We start from the raw sequence: 24585 nt of genomic DNA on the forward strand, positions 1-24585 counted from the left end.
GCGTCCGGGCCCCGCGTGTCCTCGCGTCCGGGCCCCGCGTGTCCTCGCGTCCGGGTCAGCGGCGGGAGAGCCGCCAGGCCGCCGGGAGCAGACCGGCCGCGATCGCGATCTTGGCGGCGTCGCCGAGCAGGAACGGGATCACACCCGCGGCGAGCGCGCCGCCCAGGCCGAGCCCGGTGACGGCCATCAGCACCGGCACGCCGAAGGCGTAGATCACCAGGTTGCCGAGGGCCATCGTGCCGACCGTGCGGGCGACGGTGCGGTCGCCGCCGCGCTCGGCGAGCCTGCCGACGAGGGCGGCGGCGGCGATGAAGCCGACGACGTAGCCGAACGTGGCCCCGCCGAAGCCCGCGGTGGCGCCCTGGAACCACGGCACGCCCGCGACGCCGACGACGGTGTAGAGGATCATGCTGAGCGCCGCGCGGTTCATGCCGAGGGCCGCGCCGACGAGCATGACCGCGAAGGTCTGGCCGGTGACCGGGACGGGCCACATGGGAACGGTCAGCTGCGCGGCGAGCCCGGTCAGGACCGCTCCGCCGGCGACGAGCGCGGCGTCCCGCACCCGGGACCCGGGGATGAGGTCGGACAGTACGGCGGGCCGGACCGCCGGAGAAGCGTTTGCCATCGTTCTCGTCTCCCTTTGCTGAAGCTTGGTTCCTCATTATTCGGACATCTCCGGCGCGGCGCGCACGGGGGCACCGCCAAGAACGGGGGTGAGACTTTGTATGACAGCCATAGCCCCGGGTCCGGCGCGCCGGGGCGGGCGGCGTCCCGTTACGGTGTCGCCATGCGCTCCCGACGTTCGTGTCTCGCGGTCCCCGGCAGCAACCCGCGCTTCCTGGAGAAGGCCCAGGGCCTCCCCGCCGACGAGGTCTTCCTCGACCTGGAGGACTCCGTCGCGCCGCCGGCCAAGGAGGAGGCGCGCCGGAACGTCGTGGCCGCCCTGCGCGAGGGCGACTGGTCGGGCAAGACACGGGTGGTGCGGGTCAACGACCTGGGCACCCGGTGGACCTATCGGGACGTCATCGAGGTCGTGGAGGGGGCGGGGGAGTTCCTCGACTGCCTGATGCTGCCGAAGGTGGAGGACGCCACCCAGGTGGCCTGGCTGGACGTCCTGCTCACCCAGATCGAGATGGCGAACGGCCTGCCGGTCGGCCGGATCGGCATCGAGGCGCAGATCGAGAGCGCCCGGGGCCTGGTCAACGTGGACGCCATCGGCGGCGCCTCCCGGCGTCTGGAGACGCTGGTCTTCGGCCCGGCCGACTTCATGGCCTCGATCAACATGCGGACCATGGTCGTCGGGGAGCAGCCCCCCGGTTACACCGAGGGCGACGCCTACCACTACGTCCTGATGCGCATCCTCATGGCGGCCCGCACGCACGGCCTGCAGGCCGTCGACGGCCCGTACCTCGCGATCAAGGACCTGGACGGCTACCGCCGGGTGGCGGCCCGGTCGGCGGCGCTCGGCTTCGACGGCAAGTGGGTGCTGCACCCGACGCAGGTCGAGGCGGCCAACGAGGTGTTCTCGCCGTCCCAGGACGACTACGACCGGGCCGAGCTGATCCTCGACGCCTACGAGTACTACACGACGGTCGAGAGGCGCGGCGCGGTCATGCTCGGGGACGAGATGATCGACGAGGCGTCCCGGAAGATGGCGCTGGTGGTCGCGGCCAAGGGGCGGGCCGCCGGGCTGGGCCGTACCGCGTCGTTCACCCCGCCGTCCGCCTGACCCCGGTCGGACCGGGCGGCCGGGCCCGATCGCGGTACGGGCGACCGGGCGGGAGCGCGGGGTCCGGGCGGCCGGGCGACCGGGCGGCTGGGCGGCCGGGCCGGAGGGGCGTGCGGGCCGTGGCGGACAGGTGGGCGGGCGGACGGTGTTTTCGGTCCGCCGAGATTCCGGAAATACGGTCTTAAAAGATGATGTTTCTGGTGGGTCGCGTGTAAATCTGACTAGAGAGGTCTCGCCAGCGTGGCTCCGGCGTGTTGCTCTGGACTGTGTACGGTTCCGGCCCCGGCCGCCCCGCGGAGGTGATCGTTTAGGCGGAACGGGGTAGGAGTAGGTCCCGTGGGTTTCACCGCCCGGCCGTCAATCGCGGCGGGGTGTCACGGAGACGGCTGGAACGGTCCGGGAGGGTGATCCCGGGCCGAGACGGGCTTCCTGCGAGGAGGTGCTGAGCGTGGTCCCGGGCCCCCACGACCCGCGCTCACCGGAACGGTCGCCGGACGACGGCGCCGGTGACGACGCGATCCCAGGGGGCGGCCCCCGCCGCCCCGAGGACTACCCGCCCACCCTCCGGCACTTCCCGCCCGGCCCCTCCGACGACGGCCCCCGGGGACTGCCGCTGGCCTCCCCCTGGATGCTCCCGCCGTTCTCCGCTCCCGTCCCGGAGGAGGACGAGCCCCTGCGGGCGCGCCCCGAGGGACTGGGCGGCGAGCGTCGCCGCCCGCACACCCGCCCCTACTCCTCCTCCCGCGACGGCCTCCCCGAGGATTCCGCTCCCGGGGACCTCGTTCCCGGAGACCGCGACCGCGATCGGGATCGGGACCGCGATCGCGATCCCGATCGCGATCGGGATCGCGACCGCGACCGCGACCGGGACGCCTCGCCGCGGCCCGCCCCCCGTCGCGCCGTACGGCCCGACATGCTCGTGGCCTCCGGCCCGCCGCGGGTGCCCGGCGGCGCGCCCGGGTTCGAGGCGCCGGGGGCGGACGCCGTACCCGACGACGACGACTTCGAGCCGGTGCGCCGCGTGGGGCGTCCCCCGGGAGGCCGCCCGGCCCGGCCCGACCTGCTGGTCGCCCAGGGCCCGCCCGGCAGGCGCGGACCGGCCGGCGGCCGGCACCACCGCTCCTCCCCGCCGCCCTCGGCCGTGCGCCGCTCCAGCCCGACGCGGCGCAGGAGCGTGCGCGGCCTGGTCGTACCGGTCGCGGTCGTCATGGTCCTCGCCGTCGCGGTCGCCGGGGGCCTGGCGCTGTGGGGATGGGTCGGCGACCCCTTCGGCGCCGGGCTGCGGCTGGTCGGCGACGAGAGCGGCTCCGGCGACTCCGCCTTCGTCGCGCAGCCCGAGGCCGGGGGCACCGGCTCCAGCCAGGTGCTCAACGCCATGGCGGCCGACGGCTCGACCGTGGTGGCCGTCGGCAGCGACACCACCAGCCCGGTGCCCAGGCCGCTCTTCCTCGTCTCCACCGACGGCGGCTCGACCTGGCGGCTCGGCAGGGTGAACGGGCCCGCGGGCTTCCAGGGCGGGCCGACCGCCGTCGGCGTGGTGGCGGGCGGCGACGGCCGCTGGCTGGCCGCGGGCAACGACCTCCTCGGCACCGGTCAGGGCCTGTGGGCCAGCGCCGACGGCTACGAGTGGACCGCGGTGGATCCCGCCGGCACGGGCGCGTTCGTCACCGGCGACAAGATCATGGAGCTGGCCAGGACGTCCTCCGGCTTCGTCGCGGTCGGCACGGCCGTGCTCCCGGACGGCACCGCCGGGGCCGTCGCCTGGGTCTCGCCCGACGGGCGCGGCTGGAGCAGGGTGGACACCTCGAAGATCGGCGCCCCGGACAGGGTGCGGGGCCTCAAGGCGGTCGTGGCCAGGGGAGACGCCGTGGTCGCGCTCGGCGATCCGGGGCAGGGGCGGTCGTCCTCGGTGATCCTCCGCTCGGCCGACGGCGGACGCACCTGGCTGCGGACGGGGACGGAGCTGGACGGCGTCATCCCCGAGCCGGGCACGCTCGCGGCCTCCGCCGGCGGGTTCGTGCTCGTCCCGGCCCAGCAGCGCGGCGAGAAGGGCGACGTCCAGGTCCGCTGCTCCTCGCAGGGCGACGACTGGAACCGGTGCGGCAAGATCACCGGGATGGACCCCGACGGCACCGGCGTCCGGCGGCTGACCTCCTCGCCGCAGGGCGTGGCCGCGATCGCCGAGACGGCCTTCGAACGCTACGCCGTCTACACCAGCAAGGACGGCCACGACTGGGCGAGGTCCACCGACCTCGGGCAGGTCCCCGGTTCGCTGCGGGCGGTCACCGTCTCCGGCACCGGCACGCTCGTCGTCGGCGGCGACGAGCGCGCCGCCGACGTGGACAACCGGCTGGTCCTCATCACCGCTCCCAGGGGAGGCCGGGCCGCGCCGGTCCCGCTGGGCGGGATCGAGGGACTGGCCAGGGCCGAACGGGAGACCGCCCGGGTGGCCGCGGGGGAGGACGGGTTCGTCGCCGTCGGCACCGCCTCCGGCGACGCGGGCGTCTGGACCAGCGCCGACGGGCAGGGCTGGACGGCCGCGGGCCCGGCGCAGGCCCTCGGTGGCCCGCGGCGCCAGTCGCTCGCCGACGTCGCGCAGGGCAGGCACGGCTGGCTGGCCGTGGGCGGCACCATGACCGACGCCTCCTCCACCGAGCCGCTGCTCCTCACCTCGGCGGGCGGCACCTCGGCGGGCGGCGCGAACTGGCGGCGGGTCCCGATCGCGGGCCCCCTCGCCCCCGCGGCCGACCACGACTTCCTCGCCCCGCACGCGGTGGCCGCCGGGCCCTCGGGCTACGTTCTGGCCGGGGAGGACCGCGGCCCGGCCGGGAGCGTCCCCGTGCTGTGGTTCACCCCGGACCTCAAGCGCTACACCAGGGCGGAGAAGCTGCCCGCCGGCGGCAGCGGGGTGCGGCTGCACGACGTCTCGGCGACCTCCACGGGCTACGTGGCCGTCGGCGGCGCCGGCACCGCCGGGCACGAGACCGGCGTGGTCTGGGTGTCCGCCGACGGCGTCGCCTGGACCGCGCGCAAACCGTTCCTGCCGCCGGGGGCGACGTCGGCGGGGCTGCGCCACGTCGTCCTGCACGGAGGGAGCATCGTCGCGACCGGTTCCGCCCGGACCGACCAGGGCGACCGGCCCTTCGGCGCGGTCTCGGCCGACAACGGGACGACCTGGCGCGTCTCCTGGCTCCCGGCCGGCCGGGCCGCCGCCGTGCAGGACCTGGCGGCCACGGACGACGGCGTGGTGGCGGTCGGCTGGGACGGCGTCCCCGGTGACGGCGACAGCGCGGTCTGGACCTCCGAGGACGGGGCGGCCTGGCTGCGGCACGACCCCGAACAGGGCAACCAGAGCGGCGAGGGCGCCCAGTGGCTGGGCGCGGTCGCGATCGCCGGGGACCGGGTGGTGGCGCTGGGCCGTTCCACCACCTACGACGCCGACCACCTCACCGTGTGGCGCTCGACGCTCGCCCCGGAGCGATGACCGGCCGCCGTGCCGTACGGCGCCCGGCGCGCACCGCGCGGCGACGGCCGGCCGTCGTGCCGTACGGAGACCGTACGGTGGCCGGAATCACCGCGGGGCGATGACCGACCACTCGGTGAGGGCCGCGAGCAGGCCGGGGGTCAGCAGGAGCCGGGCCAGCTCGCCGGGGGAGAACCAGCCCGCGTCGGCGGCGTCGTCGCCGGCCGCGAGGACGCCGCCGCGCACCTCCGCGAGGTAGTCGCGGATCTCGTAGACGACGCCGCCGGGCCCCGGCCGGTCCACCGAGCCGGCCAGGCGGCCCACGGCGACCGTCAGGCCCGTCTCCTCCAGCACCTCGCGCGCCACCGCCTCGGCGTCGGACTCGCCGGGCTCGACCCGGCCGCCCGGTATCGACCACAACCCCTCGCCGGGCGGGCGCCCCCGGCGTACGAGGAGCAGCCGCCCCGAACCGTCACGGACGATCGCGCCCACACAATTTACCCGCACGTTGAGAAGATTACGGCGGGATAACGAGCAGTGCCCTTGACGGAGGGGGCGCCGAGGACGCACCGTGGGTAATCGTGAGAGCCGCGCCTACCTGCCCACGGTGTTTCGGCCCGCTCCGCGCGCCCAGCGTCTGGTCGAGCGCCTGGAGATGCGCCCGGCACGGCGACGTCCTGCCGCTGCAGGCGCCGATGCACCCCTCCGCCGCCGCCGTCGAGGCCGTCGCCCGCGACGCCCAGGTGCCCGTCTGGCTGCCCTGGCCGCTGCCGCAGGGGTTCCTGGTCAACGGCCTGGCCCAGGCCGGAGACGACCGCACCGGGGCCAGGGCCACCGTGGTCGCCCTCTCCGGGCCGTCCCTGACCCGGGGGCCGGCCGACATGCTGGTGGTCGCCGAGGAGCCCGGCGTCGGGCTGGGCGCGGGGTACGCGGGGCTGGACGGTCCCGACCCCGGCATGGGGTTCGACGAGGGCCCGGCACACGCCAAACTCGACATCAACGGCCGGCCGACCCCGCTGTGGTGCGTGACCGGCACGCCCGACCGCGCGGTGTACGCCGGGGAGGCGCTGGGCAACTGGCTGTGGCTGGTCATCTGGCCGCCAGAGGCGGGCTACCTCATCACCCTGGCCGAGCTGTCCCTGCGCGACCTGCGCGACCACGACCAGGCGCTGGACCTGCCGTTCGGGGCGTTCTCGCCGCGCCTGGGCGGGGAGGGGCCGGTGGAGACCGGCGAAGAGGGCTGAGAAGAGAGCCGGGAAGACGGGGTCCCCGGCGGCTTGCGGGTAAAGTTCGGAAGCGTGACAGCGCGTATCGAACGAGTGGTGACCGAGGGGACCGTCGACGTCGACGGCGTCGAGTACGAGGTCGAGAACAACACCTGGATCATCGGTGACGACGAGGAGGTCATCGTCATCGACCCCGCGCGCGACGCGGAGACGATCCTGGCGGAGGTCGGCGAGCGGGAGGTGCTGGCCGTCGTCTGCACCCACGGCCTGCCCGACCACGTGGGCGCGGCCATCGAGGTCGCGGCCCGGGACGAGGCCGTGGTCGCCCTGCACCCCAAGGACCGGCCGCTGTGGCGGCGGACGTGGCCGGAGACCTGGCCGGACATCGAGATGGAGGACGAGGGCGTGTTCGGCGTCGCCGACGTCGAGCTGGAGGTGATGTCCACCCCGGGCGTCTCGCAGGGCGGCGTCTCCCTCTACTGCGAGGCCCTGTCGGCGGTGTTCACCGGCAAGACCCTGCAGGCCGACGGGCCGGGGAGGCTCGGCGACGAGTACCCCGCGCTGGCCGACCAGCTCACCGCGATCGGCGGCCGCCTGTTCACCCTGCCCCACGCCACGCGCGTGCTGCCCTCGCAGGGTGAGGAGACCACGATCGGCGCCCTGGAGCCGCAGTTCGACGACTGGCTGTCGGGTTCGCTGCTCCGCGGCCCGGAGACCGGCGGGACCGGTGAGGCAGAGGGTCCGCTGACCGACGGCACGAAGGCGGCCGGCATCCGCCTCGACCTCCGCGACCAGTGACCCCGTGGACCAGCTACCCCTGGAGGGCATGCCGCGGCGGCTCTACTCCTGCACGCCGTCGCGGCTGAACACCTGGCTCGACTGCCCCCGGCGCTACCGGTTCACCTACATGGACCGGCCCGCGCCGTCCAGGGGGCCGGCGTGGGCGCACAACAGCGTGGGGATCAGCGTGCACAACGCCCTCGCGGGGTGGTGGCGCGAGCCGTACGAGCGGCGGACGCCGGAGACGGCGGCCGCCCTGGTCGGCAGGGGGTGGATCGGCGAGGGCTTCCGCGACGCCGAGCAGTCGGCGGCCTGGCGGAAACGGGCCGCGGAGATGACCGGCGCCTACGCCGCGACCCTCGACCCCGCCGACGAGCCCGTCGGCGTCGAGCGGACGGTCGCCGCGCGGACACCGGTCATCGCGCTCTCCGGCCGCGTCGACCGGCTCGACCGGCGCGGCGGGGAGCTGGTCGTGGTCGACTACAAGACCGGCCGCCGGCCCTCCACCACCGACGACGCCCGGTTCTCTCTGGCGCTGGCCGTCTACGCGGTGGCCTCGGAGCGGATGCTGCGCACCCCCTGCCGCCGGGTGGAGCTGCACCACCTTCCGAGCGGCTCGATCGTGGAGTGGGAGCACACCGAGGAGTCGCTGGCCGGTCACCTGCGGCGGGCCGAGGAGATCGCGACCGAGGCGTCGGAGGCCGACGACCGCTACCGCGCCTGGGCGGGCCCGGCGCGCTCCACCGGGCGGGCCGGCCGTACGCAGCCGGAGGCCGGCCGTACGCCGCCGGAGGTCCCCGCGGAGATCGACGCGGTCTTCCCGCCCCGGACCGGTCCCCTGTGCTCCTGGTGCGACTTCCGGAAGCACTGCCCCGAGGGCCGCGCCGCCGCCGGCGACCGCGACCCCTGGGCCGCCCTGGCCGACGACTGACCCCGGCCCCGCCGGGCCCGGCTCGGGAGCCTTCGTTCCGCCGGGCCGGTCCGGGGACCGGTTGCCCGTCGGGGCCGTCGGGGCCGCTCAGTTCAGCAGGCGGGCCTCGGACTCGTTCCAGAACCGGGTGAGCGCGGCGGCCGTCGTCTCCGGGGCCTCCACCGCGGGGGAGTGGGCCGCGCCGGGCAGGACCACGCACTCGGTGCCCAGCCGGTGGGCCATCTCCGCCTGCGTCTCCAGCGGCCAGCCGTCGTCGTGCTCGCCGCACAGCACGAACGTGGGCACCCCGACCTGGGCGAGGTCGTCGCAGCGGTCCGGCGCCGACAGCACCTGGCGGGTCATCGCGACCATCCCGGTCACGGAGTTGGCGAGCAGCCGCCCGCGCAGGAACTCGACGATCTCGTCGGGCACGCCGGCCGCCAGCGCCTCCGGCTCCATCCGGGTCTGCCACAGCCGCTCGATGCCCGCCTCGGGCAGCTCGGCGAGCATGGCGCGGCTCACCTGGGCGCGCACCCCCGGGATCGAGGAGGGGCCCGAGCTCATCAGCGTGTAGGACGCGAACTTGGTGCGGCCGTCGATGACCGCCTCGCGGGCGACCAGGCCGCCGAAGGAGTGGCCGACCAGGTGGACGGGGCCGCCCCCGCCGACGTGCTGGGCCAGGACGTCGACGTCGTTGCCGAGCGCCGCGCAGGTGTAGGCGGCGGGGTCGTCGGGGCCCTCCGTCTCGTACTGGCCCCGCATGTCGATCGCGATGACCTCGCGGCCGGCCTGGGCGAGGGTCTGCAGGACCGCGATGAAGTCTTCCTTGCTGCCGGTGAGGCCGGGGACCAGGAGCGCGGGCCAGCGCTCGGCTATGCCACTGACCGGCAGGGCCTCCAGCGCGGCGAAGGTCCCCACGGCCGTCTCGATCCGCCGGGAACGGACGCCAGGAGGCAGGGTCAGAAATCGTGGCGTACTCACGTGGCCCCACGATACCTCTCCCCGCGGAGTGCCTTCGTGCGCCTGAGATGCGGAAAAGGGGCGCGACCCGATGGGTCGCACCCCTTTCGACGGGAGCCCGGGCCGCCCTCCCCCTCCGGGGCGGGTGCGGTCCGGGCCCTCCTCGTTCTCCTCCGTGCCTTCCGCCGGGCTCCGCCGCCTACTGCGGGCGGCGCGGACCCCGCTGCTGCCCCCGCGCGGGGGGACGGCGGCGGCTCTGCGCCCGCTCCGACGCCGCCGACGGGGCGATCTCGTCGTCGTCCGTCGCGAGGTCCGGCGACTGGAAGATCACCGTGAACGGACTCGCCGGAACGATCTTCTCCGGCTGCGGGCGGGAGGCCGGGACGTCGGGTTCGTCGTCCCACCGGCCGGTCGCCGGCTCCTCCTCCCGGACCACGTCGTCCCGGACCACGTCGTCCCGGGCGGCGTCGTCTCGGGCGACTTCGTCCCGGACGGCGTCGCTCTGGACTGCTTCCTCCCGGACGGCGTCGTCCGGGGAGGGGCCGCTCCGGTCCTCTCCGCCGAGGCTCACCTCGGGGTTCAGGCCGGACTTACGGCGACGGGACCTCGCGGGGCGCTCCTCCCGGGCGTCCTCGCGGGGCGCCGCGTCCGTCTCCGGCACGGCGGGCTCGGCGACCGGGCGCCGCGCCTCCTCGGTCACGAGCGGCGCGTTCTGCTCGCCGACGGCCCCGGCCGCCACGGCGGTCTCGGGGACCGCGGTGTCACGGGCGCCCCCGGCGTCGGGCCGGGACGGCTCCTCCACCGCTCCGGCGGCCTGTACGGCCTCCTGGGCGTTCCGGCCGCCCCGGGTACGGCGACGCTCCCGGGGGGTGCGGGCCGGACGCTCCCGGCGCTCCCTGGACTCCTCCTCGCGGCTCCGGCGCTCCCTGGACTCCTCCTCGCGACCCCGGCGGTCCCTGGACTCCTCCTCGCGACCCCGGCGCGGACCGCGCGAGCGGCTGCGGCCGGTCTCGCCGAGGTCCTCGATCTCCTCGGCCGCGAGGCCCGCCCGGGAGCGGTTGGCGCGCGGCAGCACGCCCTTGGTGCCCTCGGGGATGCCCAGGTCGGTGTAGATGTGCGCGGAGGTCGAGTAGGTCTCGACCGGCTCGGCGAAGTCGAGCGACAGGGCGTTGTTGATGACCTTCCAGCGGGTGAGGTCCTCCCACTCCACGAAGGTCACCGCGACGCCCGTCTTGCCCGCCCGGCCGGTGCGGCCGATCCGGTGCACGTAGGCCTTCTCGTCCTGCGGGCAGTCGTAGTTGACCACGTGGGTGACGTCGTCGACGTCGATGCCGCGCGCCGCGACGTCGGTCGCCACGAGAACGTCGATCTTGCCGTTGCGGAAGGCGCGCAGCGCCTGCTCGCGCTGGCCCTGACCGAGGTCCCCGTGGACGGCCGCGGCGGCGAAGCCGCGCTCCTTGAGGTCCTCCACGACCCTGTCGCATGCCCGCTTGGTCTCACAGAAGATCATCGTGAGTCCGCGGCCCTCGCACTGCAGGAGTCGGCCCACGATCTCGACCTTGTCCATCCGGTGCACACGCCAGACGAACTGCGTCGTCTGCGGCGTGGCCTCGGCCTCGGCGTCGTTGTTCTCGGCCCGCACGTGGGTCGGGCGGCTGAGGTAACGCCGGGACAGGGCGACGATCTCACCCGGCAGCGTCGCGGAGAACAGCATCGTCTGCCGCTCCGCCGGGATGAGCTTGATGATCCGCTCGATGTCGGGCAGGAAGCCCAGGTCGAGCATGCGGTCGGCCTCGTCCAGGACGAGGGCGCTGATCTGGCTGAGGTCGAGGTGCTTCTGCTTGACCAGGTCGAGCAGACGGCCCGGGGTGCCGACGATGACGTCGACGCCCTGCTTGAGCGCCTCGATCTGAGGCTCGTAGGCGCGCCCGCCGTACACGGTGAGGATCCGCGAGCCCAGCTTTCCCGCCGCCGTGACCAGGTCTTCGGTGACCTGGACGGCCAGCTCGCGGGTCGGCACGACGACCAGCCCGCGCGGCTTCTTGCGGTTCTTCCTGGGCTTGCCCACCCGCTGCAGCATGGCGACGCCGAAGGCGTACGTCTTGCCGGTGCCGGTACGCGCCTGTCCGATGATGTCCTGGCCGTTGAGCGCCAGGGGGAGTGCCATCTCCTGAATGGGGAACGGCGTGGTGATGCCCTCGGTCTCGAGGGCGTCAGCGATCTCCGGGTTGACTCCGAGGTCTCGGAACGTCGTCAGCTTGGCCTGCCTAAGTCTCCGTTGAAGGCAGTCCTGCCGGGACCACGGGCTGAAATGGTTCCCCGTGCCCGGGTCCTCGCGGAAGGGCCGGCCCTCTGATGTCATCAGCGACCGCTGCGGCGTCATGCCGACTTCGGGGGCGTCCAGGAGGTGAAATCTCCTGGGTTAACACGGGTGCGGTCGCACTTTCACAGAGCAGTGTACTCGATACCACAACGCGGAACCGATTTCTTGGTATTCCTGCGGAATGGCGGGGCCCGGTAGCTCGTAGGCTTCCCTGCATGAGTGATTCCCCTCCCGGTGTCGCCGACCTGCTCGGTGTCCTCGCCTACGCCGAGCTCACCGCCTTCCTACGGCTCGCCGAGGACGCCGCCCGGCTCGCCCCCACGCTGACCGACCGGGCCGCGCTCGGCGACCTGGCCGTGACCGAGTACGCCCATTTCCGGCTGCTGAGCGACCGGCTCGCCGCGCTGGGGACGGACCCGGAGGAGGCGATGGCGCCGTTCGTCGGGCCGCTGGACGACTGGCACGCCAGGACCGCGCCGCACGACTGGTTGGAGGCCCTGGTCAAGGCGTACGTGGGTACGGGGATGGCCCTCGACTTCTACCGTGAGGCGGCCACCCTGGTCGACGATGAGACCCGCCGGCTCGTCGACGAGGTGCTCGTCGATGAGGGACGCTCGCAGTTCGCGGTGGAGCGGGTGCGCGCGGCCATCGAGAACGATCACGTGGTGTGCGGGCGGCTGGCGCTGTGGGCCAGGCGGCTCGTGGGGGAGTCGCTCAACCAGGGCCGGAGGGTGGCCGAGGCCCGGCCGGAGCTGGCGGCGCTGCTGGTGGAGGCGGCGGGGGAGGACATCACCCGGATGTTCGGCCGGCTGACCGAGGCCCACGGCGAGCGGATGTCGGCCCTGGGGCTGACCCCCGGCCCCTGAGCCCGGCCGGACGGCGGACGGGCGCGCCGCGGGTCCGGGTCGCACAGGACCGGGTCGCAGGACCGGGTGCCCCCGAAAGGCCACCCGGAGCCGAGGCGCCGCCCCCGGATATGTCGGCTGATCGGGGAGCGTGAAGTCGCCGGACGGTTGTACGGTGCGAGACATGAGGGTCCCGCGCCGCTACGGCACTCCTCCGACCAGATGTGGACCGAACCGCTGGGCGCTCCGCGCCGTGCTGCGCCGGGGGGACGCGGACTGCCCCGCCGTCAGCCTGGGCCGCCACCCCGTCCATCGGGGCAGACGCCCGCCGGGCTGCCGCCTTCCGGGACGGGAGGACCGTCCGGGACGGTGCCCGGGGGACTGACCGGCCCGTGCCGGTCGGTCCCCCGGGGACTCCCGTCTCGTCAGAGGGTGCCGCCGAAGCCGACCGGCCGGTTCTCCTCCTCGCCGATCTCGATGAAACCGAGCGAGGCGATGGGGACCAGCACCTTGCGGCCGCCGGTGTCGGTGATGCTGAACACGCCGCGTTCGGGGGCCAGGGCCTGGTGCAGCTCCTCCTCGATCTGCTCGGCCGTCAGCTCGGTGTTCAGTATGAGCTCGCGGTGCACGGAGCGTACGCCGATCTTGATTTCCATCCTGCTCCCTTTCGACGAGGGTTGCTCGTCCCATGGTCGCCCCATCGGAGCCGCGAGCGCCGCTTGATCGCGTCAAGCGAACAGACGCGTCGCCTTCCGCCGGCGTCCGGCCGGACGCCCGCCGGTGCTCGGCCGTACGGCCCCGCGGGTGCTCGCCGTGCCGTCCCGTCAGTGCTCGGCGGTGGTGCGGGGGAAGCCCGATATGCCGCGCCACGACAGGCGGGCGATGAGCTGGGTGGCGGCGTCCTTGGGGATGGAGCCGCCGCTGCTGATCCAGTAGCGGGCGCTGACCTCGGCCATGCCGACCAGGCCGACGCCGAGCAGCCGGGCCTCGTCGCTGGAGCAGCCGGTGTCCTCCTGGATGACCTGGCTGATCATCTCGGCGCTCTCGCGGAGGTTGCGCTCGATGCGCTGGCGGACCGGGGCGACGTTGCGCAGGTCGGACTCGAAGACCAGCCGGAACGCCTCGCCCTGGGTGGAGACGAAGTCGAAGAACGCCCCGATCGCCGCCTGGACCCGCTGCTTGTTGTCGGTGGTGGAGGCCAGTGCGTCGCGGCAGCGGGCGATCATGTCGTCCACGTGCACGTCCAGCAGGGCGAGGTAGAGCTCCTGCTTGCCCGGGAAGTGCTGGTAGAGAACCGGCTTGCTGACGCCGGCCCGTTCGGCGATCTCGTCCATCGCCGCCGCGTGGTAGCCGTTCTCCACGAAGACTTCCTGGGCGGCGCTGAGCAGCTGGCGACGGCGGGCCATCCGGGGCAGCCGGGTGCCCCGGGGCTTGGCGTCCGGGGTAGCGGTCACGGCGTTCTCCTTGCGGGTGCTCCTGCTGTCCTGCGACATCCTACGCGTGGGTAACCAGGTCAGCGATAGTCGTCCTCGTCGAGCTCCACCACGCGGGTCTGCTCGGCGGCGTCGGCGGGGTCGGCGTCGAGGGGGATGTGATCCGGCCAGTCCGGACCGTCCTCCCGCACCGGGCGGGTCTGCTCGGCGGCGTCGGCCTCGGGGGTCTCGGGCGAGATCCCCGAGACCTGGCCGGGGGCGTCGTCGCGCGCCGGGCGGGACTGCTCGGCGGCGTCGGCCTCGGTCGCCTCGATCCCGATCTCCTCCCCCTCGGGAAGATCCGTGAGCGTCTCGTCGTCCAGATCCGCCGGACCCTGACCGCGTGCGTTGATTTCAGCCACTCGTCTGCTTCCGTTCTTCCGTGTGACCGGGCGAACATCGGACATCGCCCAGCGTACGACCTCGGGTCCCGCCCGCCGCGAAAGGCGGGGCATCGGAACCCCCATGGCGGGTAACTGCCCTGTCGGTGAGTTTTTACATCCACCTCGTTCATGTTCCGAACGTACGTGCGAAGATCGGCGGGGGCGGTCCCGAGACAGGGAGAGACCATGCGGAGCATCTGGAAGGGCGCGATCGCGTTCGGGCTGGTCACGATCCCGGTCGGGGTGCACACCGCGACCGAGCAGCGCAACGTCGCCTTCCACCTCGTGCACCGGGAGGATGCCGGCCGGGTCAGGTTCCGGAGGATCTGCGAGGTCTGCGAGCAGGAGGTGCCCTACGCCGACGTGGCCAAGGGTTACGAACTGCCGACCGGAGAGGTGGTCGTCCTGGAGAGCGAGGACTTCGAGGACCTGCCGCTCTCGACCTCGCAGCGGATCGAGGTGCTCCAGTTCTCCCCGGCGGACCAGATCGACCCCATCCTGCTGAACAAGTCCTACTACCTGGAGCCCGACTCCGAGGGCGTGCGCCCCTACGTGCTGCTGCGCGACGCGCTCGAACGCTCCCGCCGGGTGGCGATCGTCAAGGTCGCGCTGCGGCAGCGCGAGTCGCTGGCGGTGCTCCGGGTCAGGGAGGGGGTGTTCGTGCTGGAGACGATGCTCTGGCCGGACGAGGTGCGCCAGGCCGACTTCGGGTTCCTGGAGGAGGAGACCGAGGTACGGGCCCAGGAGCTGAGGATGGCCGAGTCGCTGATCGACAGCATGGTCGCCGACTTCGACCCCGCGCTGTACAGGGACGCCTACCGGGAGGCGCTCCAGGAGGTCATCGAGGCCAAGGTGGCGGGGCGCGAGGTCGTCACGCCGGCCGCCGCGCCCGAGCCCGGTCCCGCGCCCGACCTGATGGCCGCGCTCCGCGCCAGCGTCGAGGCGGCCAAGCGGCGGCCGCCCGGCGGGGCGCCCGCCGCCGCGCGCGGGTCCGCCGGGTCCACCGGGGAGAGCGGGGAGAGCGGGGAGGCGAAGACGCCGCGCAAGGGGAAGGCACGCCGTCCCGCCTGACACGCCGCTCCGTCTGACACGCCGTCCCGCCCGGCACGCCGCTCCGCCGCCGCCCGGTCCGGCGGTCGTCCCCGGTACGGCACGGTCACCGTACGGCGGGACCGTCCCGCTCCCGGAGCGCGGAGACATGCTCCCGGACGCCGGGGACACGCGGGGACATGGGGACGGGGGCCCCGCCGGCTCGATGCCGGTGAGGCCCCCGTCGTTGCGCGCGGACGCGAGGTCCGCCCGTGATCGGCCGAGTGTCAGCTGGTCGGCGCGGCGCCGGCGCCGCCCGCGGCACCCTCGTCACGGCCGCCACCGACGATCACCGGGTTGAAGCGCTCGAACTCGAAGTCACGGCGGGTCTGGGCCTGGCGCTCGCGCTGGGCCTGGGCGTTGTCGCCGTGCACGGTGTTGTAGTTGTTGTTGGCGGTGATGACCCGCAGCCTGAAGCGACGGTGGCTGCAGCGGCGGCCGCCCCAACCGCAGCCGCCGCAGCCGCCGCAGGTCTGGAAGCCGGCGACGGTGGTCTGCGCCACGGTGGCGCCGGCGGCCGTGGTGGCCGCACCCAGGCTGACGATGCCGCCGGTCAGCGCGGTGCTGATCGCGACGCCCGCGAGAACAGTCTTGAACATTTGTCTTTCCCCTTTTCGATGAGCGGTTTCCCGCTCGTTTCTCTGCGCTTCTTGAAAATGCGCGCCGTCCGGCGGATGACGCGCCGTTGCGAGCGGTGGCCATGGAATGGGTTTTCCGGCGGCGCCCGCCGCCCGGTCCCATTCGGTAAATGCCGTACGGGAATGTCCCGTACCGGCCGACGGGTGCCGTGCCGTGCCGAGTCGTCTCGTCTCCCCCCGGGGGCACCCGGGCCCGCCGGTCGGGCACCGTCTTTCGCGGAGAACGGTGTCCTCGTGCGGGCCCGGGCCTCACCCCCCGGGCGGGTTGGAACTCGTCACGGTCGCGAGCCGGGTCGCGCGCGGTCACCCGCTAGGGGCGCGTGCCGCGTCCCGGCCGGGCGACTGGTCAGTCCCCGCCACCCACGAACGGGTCGAACCGGTTGAAGTCGAAGTCCCGGTCCTCCTGGAACTGGCGCTGACGCTGAGCCTGCAGGTTGTCGCCCCGGACGTTGTTGTGGTTGTTGTTGACGGTGATGACCCTCAGCCGGAAGCGGTTGTGGCTGCAACGACGACCGCAGCCGCCGCCGCAGCCGCAGCGACGCCAGCCGCAGCCGCCGCCGCAGCCGCCGCAGGTCTGGAAGCCGGCGACGGTGGTCTGAGCCACGGCGGCGTTGGCCGCGGTCGCGGTGGTGGCCGCACCGAGGCTGACGATGCCGCCGGCCAGCGCCGTGCTGACCGCGACCCCCGCGAAGACGCTCTTGAACTTGGGCATTGCGTTTCCCCCTTGAAAGGATCGGTTGCCCCGCTCTGGCGTTTTCTTGATTTCTCGGAAAACGCCCGAGATGGCCCTTAAGGGCCGATCTCTCGCAGACTTGATTTCCGCCCCCCTTGGGCGACAAACAGAGATTGGCGGCTTTTACTTCTGCCTTATCTATTTATCGACGCGGTTAGACTCTTATTAATTGTTTTGCTGTGAAATGTCTTTAATGTCGCTTTTGTGCTGAGGTGGGCAGTGGCCGGTATCGTCGGATCAGAGGCCGTCACGGGCGCGACGCGAGAGGACAAGGGGTCATGAAGCTGATTCCGCCCTGGCCGGGCGAGATGGTCGACATCGGGGGGCAGCGCCTCCACGTGCGTTCCACCCCGCGGGGACCGGCCGAGACCGCCGTCTACGTGCACGGGCTGGCCGGTTCCGCGACGAACTGGACCGACCTGATGGCCGAGCTGTCGGATCTGGTCACCGGGCACGCCGTCGACCTCCCGGGCGCCGGCTACTCCCCGGAGCCGCCCGGCGCCGACTACTCGATCGACGCCCACGCCCGCTCGGTGACCGCGCTGGTCGAGCGGATCTCGGCCGGGCCCGTCCATCTGTTCGGCAACTCCCTGGGCGGCGCGGTCTCCGTGCGGATCGCCGCGACCCGCCCGGACCTGGTCCGCTCCCTCACGCTCGTCTCCCCGGCGCTGCCCGACCTGACCCCCCGGTACGGCCCGGCGCGGGTGGCCCTGTCGGCGGTGCCGAGGCTGGGTGACTGGGCCGCGAGCCGGCTGAGCATGCTGCCGCCCGAGCGCAGGATCAACGCCACGATGGCCATGTGCTACGCCGACCTCGGCCGCGTCCACCCCGACCGGCTGCGCGAGGCGGCGGAGGAACTGCGCCGCCGGGACGGCCTGCCGTACGCCGGGGAGTCGATGATCGGCTCGGCGCGCGGGCTCGTCGCCGAGTACTTCCGGCGCGGCGAGGACAACCTGTGGCGGCAGGCGGCCCGGGTGACCGCGCCCACGCTGGTCGTCCACGGCCGCTACGACCGGCTGGTCAATCCCCGGATGGCGGCCCGCGCCGGACAGACGTTCCCGCGCGTGCGACTGGTGCTGCTGCCCGACGCCGGGCACGTGGCGCAGATGGAGGTCCCGGGACGGGTGGCCCGGGAGGCCAGGCAGCTCATCACCGAGAGCACCGGGAGTGCCGGGAGTGCCGCGAGCGCCGGGGATGGCAGGAGTGCCGGAGACGCCGGGGGTGCCCGGTCACGGATCGGGGAATGACCGGGACGACCCCCGGGTTGTCAGTGGTGCGCGCCGTGCTCGCCCTGTGCCCGGCCGCCTCTTGAAGACCCCTGAAACGGGAGCAGAACTGTGTCGTTGCCACCGCTGGTAGAGCCGGCAGCCGAGCTGTCCGTCGACGAGGTGCGTCGTTACTCGCGCCATCTGATCATCCCCGACGTGGGGATGGCCGGTCAGAAGCGTCTGAAGAACGCCAAGGTGCTCTGTGTGGGCGCCGGAGGTCTCGGCTCACCCGCGCTGCTGTATCTCGCGGCCGCGGGCGTGGGCACGCTGGGCGTGATCGACTTCGACGTCGTCGACGAGTCCAACCTGCAGCGCCAGGTCATCCACGGCCAGTCCGACGTCGGCCGCCTCAAGGCCGAGAGCGCCGCCGCCAGCGTCCGGGAGATCAACCCGCTGATCGACGTGGTCGTGCACAACGTCGCGCTGAGCACCGACAACGTCATGGAGATCTTCTCCGGGTACGACCTGATCGTCGACGGCACCGACAACTTCGCCACCCGCTACATGGTGAACGACGCCGCGGTGCTGCTCGGCAAGCCGTACGTCTGGGGCTCGATCTACCGCTTCGACGGCCAGGCCAGCGTGTTCTGGGCCGAGCACGGCCCCTGCTACCGCTGCCTCTACCCCGAGCCCCCGCCCCCCGGCATGGTGCCCTCCTGCGCCGAGGGCGGCGTGCTCGGCGTGCTGTGCGCCTCGATCGGCTCCATCCAGGTCAACGAGGCCATCAAGCTCATCGCCGGCATCGGCGAGCCGCTGGTCGGCCGCCTGATGATCTACGATGCCCTGGAGATGAACTACCGCTCGGTCAAGGTCCGCAAGGACCCCGAGTGCGTGCTCTGCGGCAAGAACCCGACGGTCACCGAGCTGCTCGACGACTACGAGGCGTTCTGCGGCGCGGTCTCGGCCGAGGCCCAGGAGGCCGCCTCCGGCTCCACGATCAGCGCGGCCGACCTCAAGGCCATGCAGGACGCCGGCGAGGACGTCTTCGTCGTCGACGTCCGCGAGCCGAACGAGTACGAGATCGTCTCCATCCCCGGCGCCGTGCTCATCCCCAAGGGCGAGTTCCTCAACGGCTCCGCGCTGGAGCGGCTCCCGCAGGACAGGAAGATCGTCCTGCACTGCAAGTCCGGCGCCCGGTCCGCCGAGTGCCTGGCCATCGTCAAGAACGCCGGCTTCTCCGACGCCGTCCACGTGGGCGGCGGCGTGCTGAGCTGGGTCAAGACGATCGACCCGAGCCTGCCGACCTACTGATCCGACAGGGGGCGGCGTCGTCCCGGCGGCTCGGTGGCCGTGGGCGACCCCGGTCCACCGGCCGCCGTACGGGCGGCCGCCCTCCGTACGACCGCCCGGCCGCGCACCCCGCGCGGCCGGGCGGTCGTCGTTTCCACGGGTTCCACGGGTTCAGTGGCGGTTCACACTTGCATTTGTGGCGGTTCGCAGTCGTCCGACCGCATTAAGGTCAATGCGTGAGCGGGATGCATGATCGGCGAGGACGCGCCTGGCCGACGCCGGTCATCGCCTCGCTGCTCACACTGGCCTGCGCGATCGTGGCCGCGGTGGCGGCGAGCACCGCCGCGGCCGAGCTCACCCGCGGGCCGACCCCCGCGGAACTGGAGCGGGCCTCCCTCGGCGAGCTGGCCCGGCGCTGGCGGTCCTGGCCCGCCGGGCGGATCTTCCCCGGCACCGTCGGCTACGCCGCCGAACAGGGCGGACGGGAGAGCGCCCTGCGCGTGGGCATCTCACCGGAGACCCGGTGCGACCGGGCGGTGGACGCCGCGCTCCGCGGGGCGCTGCGCCGGGCGGGCTGCCGGGGGATCCTGCGCGCCACCTACATCGACGGGCTCCAGGGGGTCGTCGTCACCGTCGGCGTCGCGGCCTTCGGGACGGAGCAGGGCGCCACCGCGGCGGAGGCGGCGCTGCCCAGGGGCGGCCTCCCGACGCCGGGACTGCGGGCGCTCGCCTTCCCCGGCACCGTCACCGACCGGTTCGGCCAGGACGAGCGGCAGGGCGGCCTGGCACGGCGGGCCGGGCCGTACCTGGTGCTGGCCACGTTCGGGCAGGTGGACGGCAGGCCCGCCCGCGCGGCCGGGATCCAGCGGCCGACCGTGTTCTCCTTCGCCGGCGACATCGCCGACCGGATCCTCGCCGACCTCGCCACGCCCGCGCGGCCGGACTGCGCCTCCGGGGAGTGGCGGTGCTGAGGCGCGCGGCCCCGGCGGTCGCGGTGCTCCTCCTGACTGCGGCCGGTACGGCGGGGCCCGCCGGCGCCGCCCGCGCCGACGACGTGCGGACCGCCCAGGAGCCGGTGCTGCGGACGCTGGACCTGCCGAACGCCTGGCGGACCTCCAGGGGCGAGAACGTGACGGTCGCGGTGCTCGACTCGGGGGTGGACGCCGCCCACCGAGACCTCACCGGCTCGGTGGTGCGGGGCAGGGACTTCACCAGGGGAGCCAACCCCCCGGGCGTCGCCCCCGCGCGGCTGCACGGCACCTACATGGCCTCGCTCATCGCCGGGCACGGGCACGGTCCCGGCGGGGCCGACGGGGTCGTCGGCGTCGCGCCGGAGGCCGAGGTGCTGTCGGTGCGGGTGATCCTGGAGGACGAGGAGCCGGGCTTCCAGCGGTTCAACACCGCCGCGCGGTTCGAGAACGTGGTCGCCAGGGGGGTCCGGTACGCGGTGGACCACGGCGCCGACGTGATCAACATGTCGATCTCCAAGGAACTGGCGACGAAGGAGGAGCGGGCGGCGGTCCGCTACGCGATCTCCAAGGGGGTCGTGCTGGTCGCCGCCGCGGGCAACGACGGGGGCCGGGAGTCCGCCGGGACGGGCTACGCCCCCTACTCCTACCCGGCCGCCTTCCCCGGGGTCGTCTCGGTCGCCGCGGCGGACCGGAGGCTGCGCCGGGCGTCCTTCTCCAACCGCAACCCCTCGGTGCTGCTGGCCGCGCCCGGGGTGGACGTCCTCGGCGCGGGCCCCGGGGACGAGTACTGGGTGGGCCGCGGCACCTCCCAGGCGGCTGCGCTGGTGTCGGGCGTCGCCGCGCTGATCAAAGCGAAATATCCCCGTATGTCGCCCGCGCTGGTGGCGCAGGCGCTCACCGCCGGAGCCACCCGGCGGCCGAGCGGCGGCTACGACACCGGCCTGGGGTTCGGGGTGGTCAACGCCTCCCGGGCGCTGGCCGAGGCCGCCAGGATCCACCGCCACACCCTGACCGCCGGGGCGGGAGCGGTCCAGGACCCCGCGCGCCCGGTCGGCCGCGCGGCCGGACCGGTCCAGGTCGTCCGGCGCGACCGGGACAGGATCAACCTGTACGGGGGGATCGCGGGGGCCGCGGGACTGGGGGCCGCCGTGTCCCTGGCGGTGCTCGCCGTCTCCGCCCGCGCCGTACGCCGCCGCCGGACGGCCCTGCCGGTCCCGGACGGCGCGGACACGCGGGCGGTCCCGGGTGGCGGGGAGGCATAGGGCGGCGGGGCCCGGCGACGTAGCATCGAAGTATGTCGATGCCCGGGGGTTCGCAGGAGCCGCGGCGGCGCCTGACGGCCCCGGCGTCCGGCGCCCGCGGCGGGTGGCCGCCGCCCGGCTCCCGGACGTCCGGCGCCGCGCGGGCGCGGCGGACTCCCGCCTCCGCCGCCCCTGCCGTCCCCCGGCGGGTCCGCCCCTGGCCGGCCGCGTCCCGCGACCGGGCCGCCACCGAGCGCGCCGCGCGGGCGGCCCTGGAACAGGGAGTGCGGTTCCGCGCGGTCTTCCTGCTCCTGGCCGGGCTGATCCTGGTCATCGCCATGACCGACGTGCTGATCGGCGCGGCCGGGCTGGTCCACGAGAGCGGATCGCGCCCCCTCACCCCCGCCGAGCAGGACCGCTACGTCAAGGACGAGATCGCCGGGCGCTGGCGCACCTGGCCGGCGACCCTGGTCTTCCCCACCGAGCTGCAGTACGTCGGCCTGGGTGGGGCGCAGCAGTACGCCCGCCGGATCGGCCTGGCGCCCGAGGTCCCCTGCCGGGCCGGCACCGACGCCCCGGTCGGCACGACCCTCGCCGAGCAGGGCTGCCGCACGCTGCTGCGGGCCACCTACGCCGACCAGACCTCGACCTTCGTCATCACCGTCGGCGTCGCCGTCCTCGGCGACGAGGAGCGGCGGATGGCGGCCACCTCCCGGCTGGCCGTCGACGACCGGGTGGGGGTGCGGCCCGTGGCGTTCCCCGGTACGGCCGCCGCACTGTTCGGCGCGGCCCAGCGCCAGCGCAACGCCTGGATCGGGGTGGGCCCCTACGTCGTGTTCCTCACCGCCGGATACGCCGACGGGCGCACCCGCGAGGCGGTCGCGCCGGAGGAGATCCTGCACAGCGAACTGTGGCCGGTGGCGCAGTCGGTCGCCGGGCGCATCGCCAGGGCGCTGGGCGACGAGCCCAGCGCCGTTCCCCAGTGCACCCAGGGGAACGTGTGCTGAGGCCGGGCCGGCCGCGGGTGGCGGGCGCCCTGGCCGCGATCTTCCTGCTGGTCCCCGCGCCGCCCGCCGCCGCGGAGGCGCTGGTCTCCGCGCCGCCCGCCGCCGACGTGCTGGTCCCCGTGCCGCCCGCCGCCGCGGACGTGCGCCGGGACCAGCGCTGGGTGCTGCGGGCACTCGACGTCGAGCGGGCCTGGAAGGTCACCCGGGGCGCGGGGGTCACCGTCGCCGTGGTGGACAGCGCGGTGGACGCCGGGGTCGCCGAACTGCGCGGCAGGGTCGTCTCCGGGCCCGACATGGGCTCCCCAGAGAGCGTGCTCCAGGGGAGCCCCGAGCCGGGCATGCACGGCACCGCGATGGCCTCGCTCATCGCCGGGGCGGGCAAGGGCGACGGCGGCCTGCTCGGCGTCGCGCCGGAGGCCGGGATCCTCTCGCTGCCGCTGATCCCGCGCGAGGACGAGGACGGCGAGGGCGGGATCGCCGCCGCGCCGCCCAGGGTGGAGCGGCGGCAGGGCGCCGACAGCACGCTGGCCCGCGCGATCCGCTACGCCGCCGACCACGGGGCGAAGGTCGTCAGCATGTCGCTGGGCGCCTACGGGCCGCACCGGGCCGAGCGCGAGGCGGTCTCCTACGCGCTGTCGCGGGGCGTGGTGCTGGTCGCGGCGGCCGGGAACGACGGCGGATCGCCCTACACCGCGCGCCACGGCACCTCCTTCTGGAGCTTCCCGGCCGGATACTCCGGGGTCATCGGGGTGGGGGCGGTCGACGCCCGCGGCGAGCCGGCGCCGTTCAGCAGCGACAACCTGTCGGTCGCGGTCGCCGCGCCGGGGGTGGGCGTGCCGGTGGCCCTTCCGGGCGGCGGGTACGGCACGTCGGAGGGGACCAGTGCGGCGACCGCGCTGGTGGCCGGGGTCGCCGCCCTGATAAAAGCGAAATATCCGGATCTGCCGCCCTATCTCGTGTCGCGGGCCCTGACCTCCACCGCCACCTCCCCGCCCGCCGCCGGATACGACGACCATGTGGGGTTCGGCGTGGTCGACGCGGCGGCGGCGCTGACCAGGGCCGGGGAGCTGGCGGGCGTCCGCGCCGAGGCCGGGGGGCCTCCGGGCGGCCACTTCGGCGCCGGCGCGCAGGCCCCGGCGCCGGAACGGCCCGGCCCGGACCCGCTGCGCCTGTGGCTGTACGGCACCGGCCTGCTGACCGGGGTGCTGGCCTTCGCCGGGGCCGCGGTGGCGCTCAACCGGCGGCCCGCGCCGTCCGGCCGGGGCGGCTCCGGAGGATCGGACGGCCCCGGGGGATCTGGGAGATCGGGGGGACCCGGCGGATCGAGCGGCCCCGGTGATCCGGGCGGCGTCCCCGGCTCCGGGAGGCGGGGCGGACCGGTCCGCTCCGGCGGATCCGGCGGCCCTCCGTGGCGGCGCCGGCCGGGGTGGCCGGGGCCGCGGCGCGGACCGGAGGGGTAAGCGCCTCCAGGAGCCGGTTCGAACTCGATTCGAACGCGGTTTGGACACCGTTCGGACACTCTTCGTGCGCGGTGCCGTCCGAACTTCGGATCTCCGGCACGAAGGCGATCAAAGGTTCGCTAAGGTCGCCCCTCATGGGGTACGAGTTGCGCGTGGAGCGCCCGGCGCCTCTCGCCTTCGCGGAACTCGCGACTGTGCTGGGGCAGGCGGGGTTCGAGTTCCGCGGTTCACAGGAGAAGGGCGAGGTGCTGGCCCGCCACGCCGACGGCCTGCACGCCGTCGCGGTCTGGGACGGCGGCCTGTCCGGCGCGCCCGGGTCCGACTGGCACGTGGCCCAGCTCGCCCGGGTCTCGACGCTGCTGAACGCCAGCCTGGTCGGCGAGGACGGCGAGACCTACGCGATCCGCGAGGGCCGTCTGGAACAGCTGAACGGCCCGGCGTCCTACGAGTTCGGCAAGGTCGACGAGATCCTGGCCGCCGGACCGGCCGCATGGAGCCGGTAGGCCACCCGACACCGTACGCCGAGCGGGTGCTCGACGTGGTCGAGCGGATCCCACCGGGAATGGTCATGTCCTACGGCGACATCGCCGAGTACCTCGGTGAGGGCGGTCCCCGGCAGGTCGGCCGGGTGATGTCCCTGTGGGGCGGCGGCGTGCCCTGGTGGCGCGTCGTGCACGCCGACGGCACCCCGCCGCCGGGTCACGAGCGGCGGTGCCTGGAGCACTGGCGCCGGGAGGGCACCCCGCTGCGGGGTTCGGGTTCCCGTGCGGACATCCGTACGGCCAGATGGGATGGCACGCCCAGAAATCGGGCGTAATCGACGTCCGCGGGCCCACTACGATGGCGTAGGACAGCGA

24 protein-coding genes are annotated in these 24585 nt (G+C 74.2%); 15 read left to right on the forward strand and 9 right to left on the reverse strand.

Going from position 1 to position 24585, the window contains the following annotated elements; translation table 11 throughout:
• Positions 1–55: 55 nt before the first annotated feature.
• On the reverse strand, positions 56–625 hold the full coding sequence (locus tag AB0D67_RS23085) for a biotin transporter BioY (RefSeq protein ID WP_362939230.1): 570 nt from the start codon (positions 623–625) through the stop codon (positions 56–58).
• Between the two features lie 162 nt (positions 626–787).
• Between AB0D67_RS23085 and AB0D67_RS23090 the strand changes: the two genes are divergently transcribed.
• Both AB0D67_RS23090 and AB0D67_RS23095 read left to right on the forward strand, forming a co-directional pair.
• A complete protein-coding gene (locus tag AB0D67_RS23090) occupies positions 788–1729 on the forward strand; it encodes a CoA ester lyase (protein ID WP_362939232.1) in 942 nt (313 codons plus the stop codon).
• 439 nt (positions 1730–2168) lie between these two features.
• On the forward strand, positions 2169–5213 hold the full coding sequence (locus AB0D67_RS23095) for a hypothetical protein (protein WP_362939235.1): 3045 nt from the start codon (positions 2169–2171) through the stop codon (positions 5211–5213).
• 87 nt (positions 5214–5300) lie between these two features.
• Here the strand turns inward: AB0D67_RS23095 and AB0D67_RS23100 are convergent, their stop codons facing one another.
• Positions 5301–5699 carry an NUDIX domain-containing protein gene (locus AB0D67_RS23100; protein ID WP_362939238.1) on the reverse strand — a complete coding sequence of 133 codons (399 nt, stop codon included), beginning with the start codon at positions 5697–5699 and terminating at the stop codon, positions 5301–5303.
• A 74-nt stretch (positions 5700–5773) separates the two neighbouring features.
• Between AB0D67_RS23100 and AB0D67_RS23105 the strand changes: the two genes are divergently transcribed.
• The 3 genes from AB0D67_RS23105 to AB0D67_RS23115 are packed head-to-tail and all read left to right on the forward strand — an operon-like array spanning position 5774 to position 8129.
• The gene (locus AB0D67_RS23105) at positions 5774–6436 is read left to right on the forward strand and encodes a DUF6758 family protein (RefSeq protein WP_362939241.1); all 663 of its coding nucleotides are present in this window, start codon (positions 5774–5776) and stop codon (positions 6434–6436) included.
• A gap of 54 nt (positions 6437–6490) precedes the next feature.
• A complete protein-coding gene (locus tag AB0D67_RS23110; protein WP_362939244.1) occupies positions 6491–7216 on the forward strand; it encodes an MBL fold metallo-hydrolase in 726 nt (241 codons plus the stop codon).
• Positions 7217–7220: 4 nt separating this feature from the next.
• On the forward strand, positions 7221–8129 hold the full coding sequence (locus AB0D67_RS23115; RefSeq protein WP_362939247.1) for a PD-(D/E)XK nuclease family protein: 909 nt from the start codon (positions 7221–7223) through the stop codon (positions 8127–8129).
• 87 nt (positions 8130–8216) lie between these two features.
• Here the strand turns inward: AB0D67_RS23115 and AB0D67_RS23120 are convergent, their stop codons facing one another.
• Positions 8217–9089: an alpha/beta hydrolase gene (locus AB0D67_RS23120; protein WP_362939250.1), complete on the reverse strand. Its 873-nt coding sequence runs from the start codon at positions 9087–9089 to the stop codon at positions 8217–8219.
• Between the two features lie 178 nt (positions 9090–9267).
• Positions 9268–11451 (reverse strand): DEAD/DEAH box helicase, encoded by a 2184-nt coding sequence (locus AB0D67_RS23125; RefSeq protein ID WP_362939253.1) that lies wholly within the window; start codon positions 11449–11451, stop codon positions 9268–9270.
• Positions 11452–11606: 155 nt separating this feature from the next.
• Between AB0D67_RS23125 and AB0D67_RS23130 the strand changes: the two genes are divergently transcribed.
• Positions 11607–12257 carry a ferritin-like fold-containing protein gene (locus tag AB0D67_RS23130; RefSeq protein WP_362939256.1) on the forward strand — a complete coding sequence of 217 codons (651 nt, stop codon included), beginning with the start codon at positions 11607–11609 and terminating at the stop codon, positions 12255–12257.
• Between the two features lie 404 nt (positions 12258–12661).
• Here the strand turns inward: AB0D67_RS23130 and AB0D67_RS23135 are convergent, their stop codons facing one another.
• The 3 genes from AB0D67_RS23135 to AB0D67_RS23145 all read right to left on the reverse strand — a co-directional run bounded on the left by AB0D67_RS23135 (position 12662) and on the right by AB0D67_RS23145 (position 14070).
• Positions 12662–12892 carry a DUF3107 domain-containing protein gene (locus AB0D67_RS23135; protein ID WP_362939259.1) on the reverse strand — a complete coding sequence of 77 codons (231 nt, stop codon included), beginning with the start codon at positions 12890–12892 and terminating at the stop codon, positions 12662–12664.
• A gap of 168 nt (positions 12893–13060) precedes the next feature.
• Positions 13061–13690: a TetR/AcrR family transcriptional regulator gene (locus tag AB0D67_RS23140; protein WP_179825285.1), complete on the reverse strand. Its 630-nt coding sequence runs from the start codon at positions 13688–13690 to the stop codon at positions 13061–13063.
• 59 nt (positions 13691–13749) lie between these two features.
• Positions 13750–14070, reverse strand: a complete 321-nt coding sequence (locus tag AB0D67_RS23145; protein WP_362939262.1) for a hypothetical protein — start codon at positions 14068–14070, stop codon at positions 13750–13752.
• A 207-nt stretch (positions 14071–14277) separates the two neighbouring features.
• Between AB0D67_RS23145 and AB0D67_RS23150 the strand changes: the two genes are divergently transcribed.
• Positions 14278–15162, forward strand: coding sequence for a Ku protein (locus AB0D67_RS23150; protein ID WP_362939265.1), 885 nt, complete (start codon positions 14278–14280; stop codon positions 15160–15162).
• Positions 15163–15407: 245 nt separating this feature from the next.
• Here AB0D67_RS23150 and AB0D67_RS23155 read toward each other — a convergent pair whose 3' ends face one another.
• Both AB0D67_RS23155 and AB0D67_RS23160 read right to left on the reverse strand, forming a co-directional pair.
• On the reverse strand, positions 15408–15779 hold the full coding sequence (locus tag AB0D67_RS23155) for a hypothetical protein (protein WP_362939268.1): 372 nt from the start codon (positions 15777–15779) through the stop codon (positions 15408–15410).
• Positions 15780–16164: 385 nt separating this feature from the next.
• Complete coding sequence (locus tag AB0D67_RS23160) at positions 16165–16530, reverse strand: hypothetical protein (protein ID WP_362939271.1); 366 nt, start codon at positions 16528–16530, stop codon at positions 16165–16167.
• Between the two features lie 299 nt (positions 16531–16829).
• Here AB0D67_RS23160 and AB0D67_RS23165 point away from each other — a divergent pair, with 299 nt between their 5' ends.
• The 8 genes from AB0D67_RS23165 (at position 16830) to AB0D67_RS23200 (ending at position 24545) form a co-directional block, all read left to right on the forward strand.
• The gene (locus tag AB0D67_RS23165; protein WP_362939274.1) at positions 16830–17798 is read left to right on the forward strand and encodes an alpha/beta hydrolase; all 969 of its coding nucleotides are present in this window, start codon (positions 16830–16832) and stop codon (positions 17796–17798) included.
• 90 nt (positions 17799–17888) lie between these two features.
• Complete coding sequence (moeZ, locus tag AB0D67_RS23170) at positions 17889–19070, forward strand: adenylyltransferase/sulfurtransferase MoeZ (protein ID WP_362939277.1); 1182 nt, start codon at positions 17889–17891, stop codon at positions 19068–19070.
• Positions 19071–19294: 224 nt separating this feature from the next.
• Positions 19295–20020 carry a hypothetical protein gene (locus tag AB0D67_RS23175; protein WP_362939382.1) on the forward strand — a complete coding sequence of 242 codons (726 nt, stop codon included), beginning with the start codon at positions 19295–19297 and terminating at the stop codon, positions 20018–20020.
• Complete coding sequence (locus AB0D67_RS23180; RefSeq protein WP_362939280.1) at positions 20014–21282, forward strand: S8 family serine peptidase; 1269 nt, start codon at positions 20014–20016, stop codon at positions 21280–21282. The genes AB0D67_RS23175 and AB0D67_RS23180 overlap by 7 nt, the downstream gene beginning before the upstream one ends.
• Before the next feature lie 32 nt (positions 21283–21314).
• Positions 21315–22268, forward strand: a complete 954-nt coding sequence (locus AB0D67_RS23185; protein WP_362939283.1) for a hypothetical protein — start codon at positions 21315–21317, stop codon at positions 22266–22268.
• On the forward strand, positions 22262–23728 hold the full coding sequence (locus AB0D67_RS23190) for a S8 family serine peptidase (RefSeq protein ID WP_362939286.1): 1467 nt from the start codon (positions 22262–22264) through the stop codon (positions 23726–23728). The genes AB0D67_RS23185 and AB0D67_RS23190 overlap by 7 nt, the downstream gene beginning before the upstream one ends.
• 134 nt (positions 23729–23862) lie before the next feature.
• Positions 23863–24231 (forward strand): hypothetical protein, encoded by a 369-nt coding sequence (locus tag AB0D67_RS23195; RefSeq protein WP_362939289.1) that lies wholly within the window; start codon positions 23863–23865, stop codon positions 24229–24231.
• Positions 24219–24545: an MGMT family protein gene (locus tag AB0D67_RS23200; protein ID WP_362939292.1), complete on the forward strand. Its 327-nt coding sequence runs from the start codon at positions 24219–24221 to the stop codon at positions 24543–24545. The genes AB0D67_RS23195 and AB0D67_RS23200 overlap by 13 nt, the downstream gene beginning before the upstream one ends.
• Positions 24546–24585: the final 40 nt, after the last annotated feature.

This window comes from Streptosporangium sp. NPDC048047, assembly GCF_040653115.1.
Classification (GTDB): Bacteria; Actinomycetota; Actinomycetes; order Streptosporangiales; family Streptosporangiaceae; genus Streptosporangium.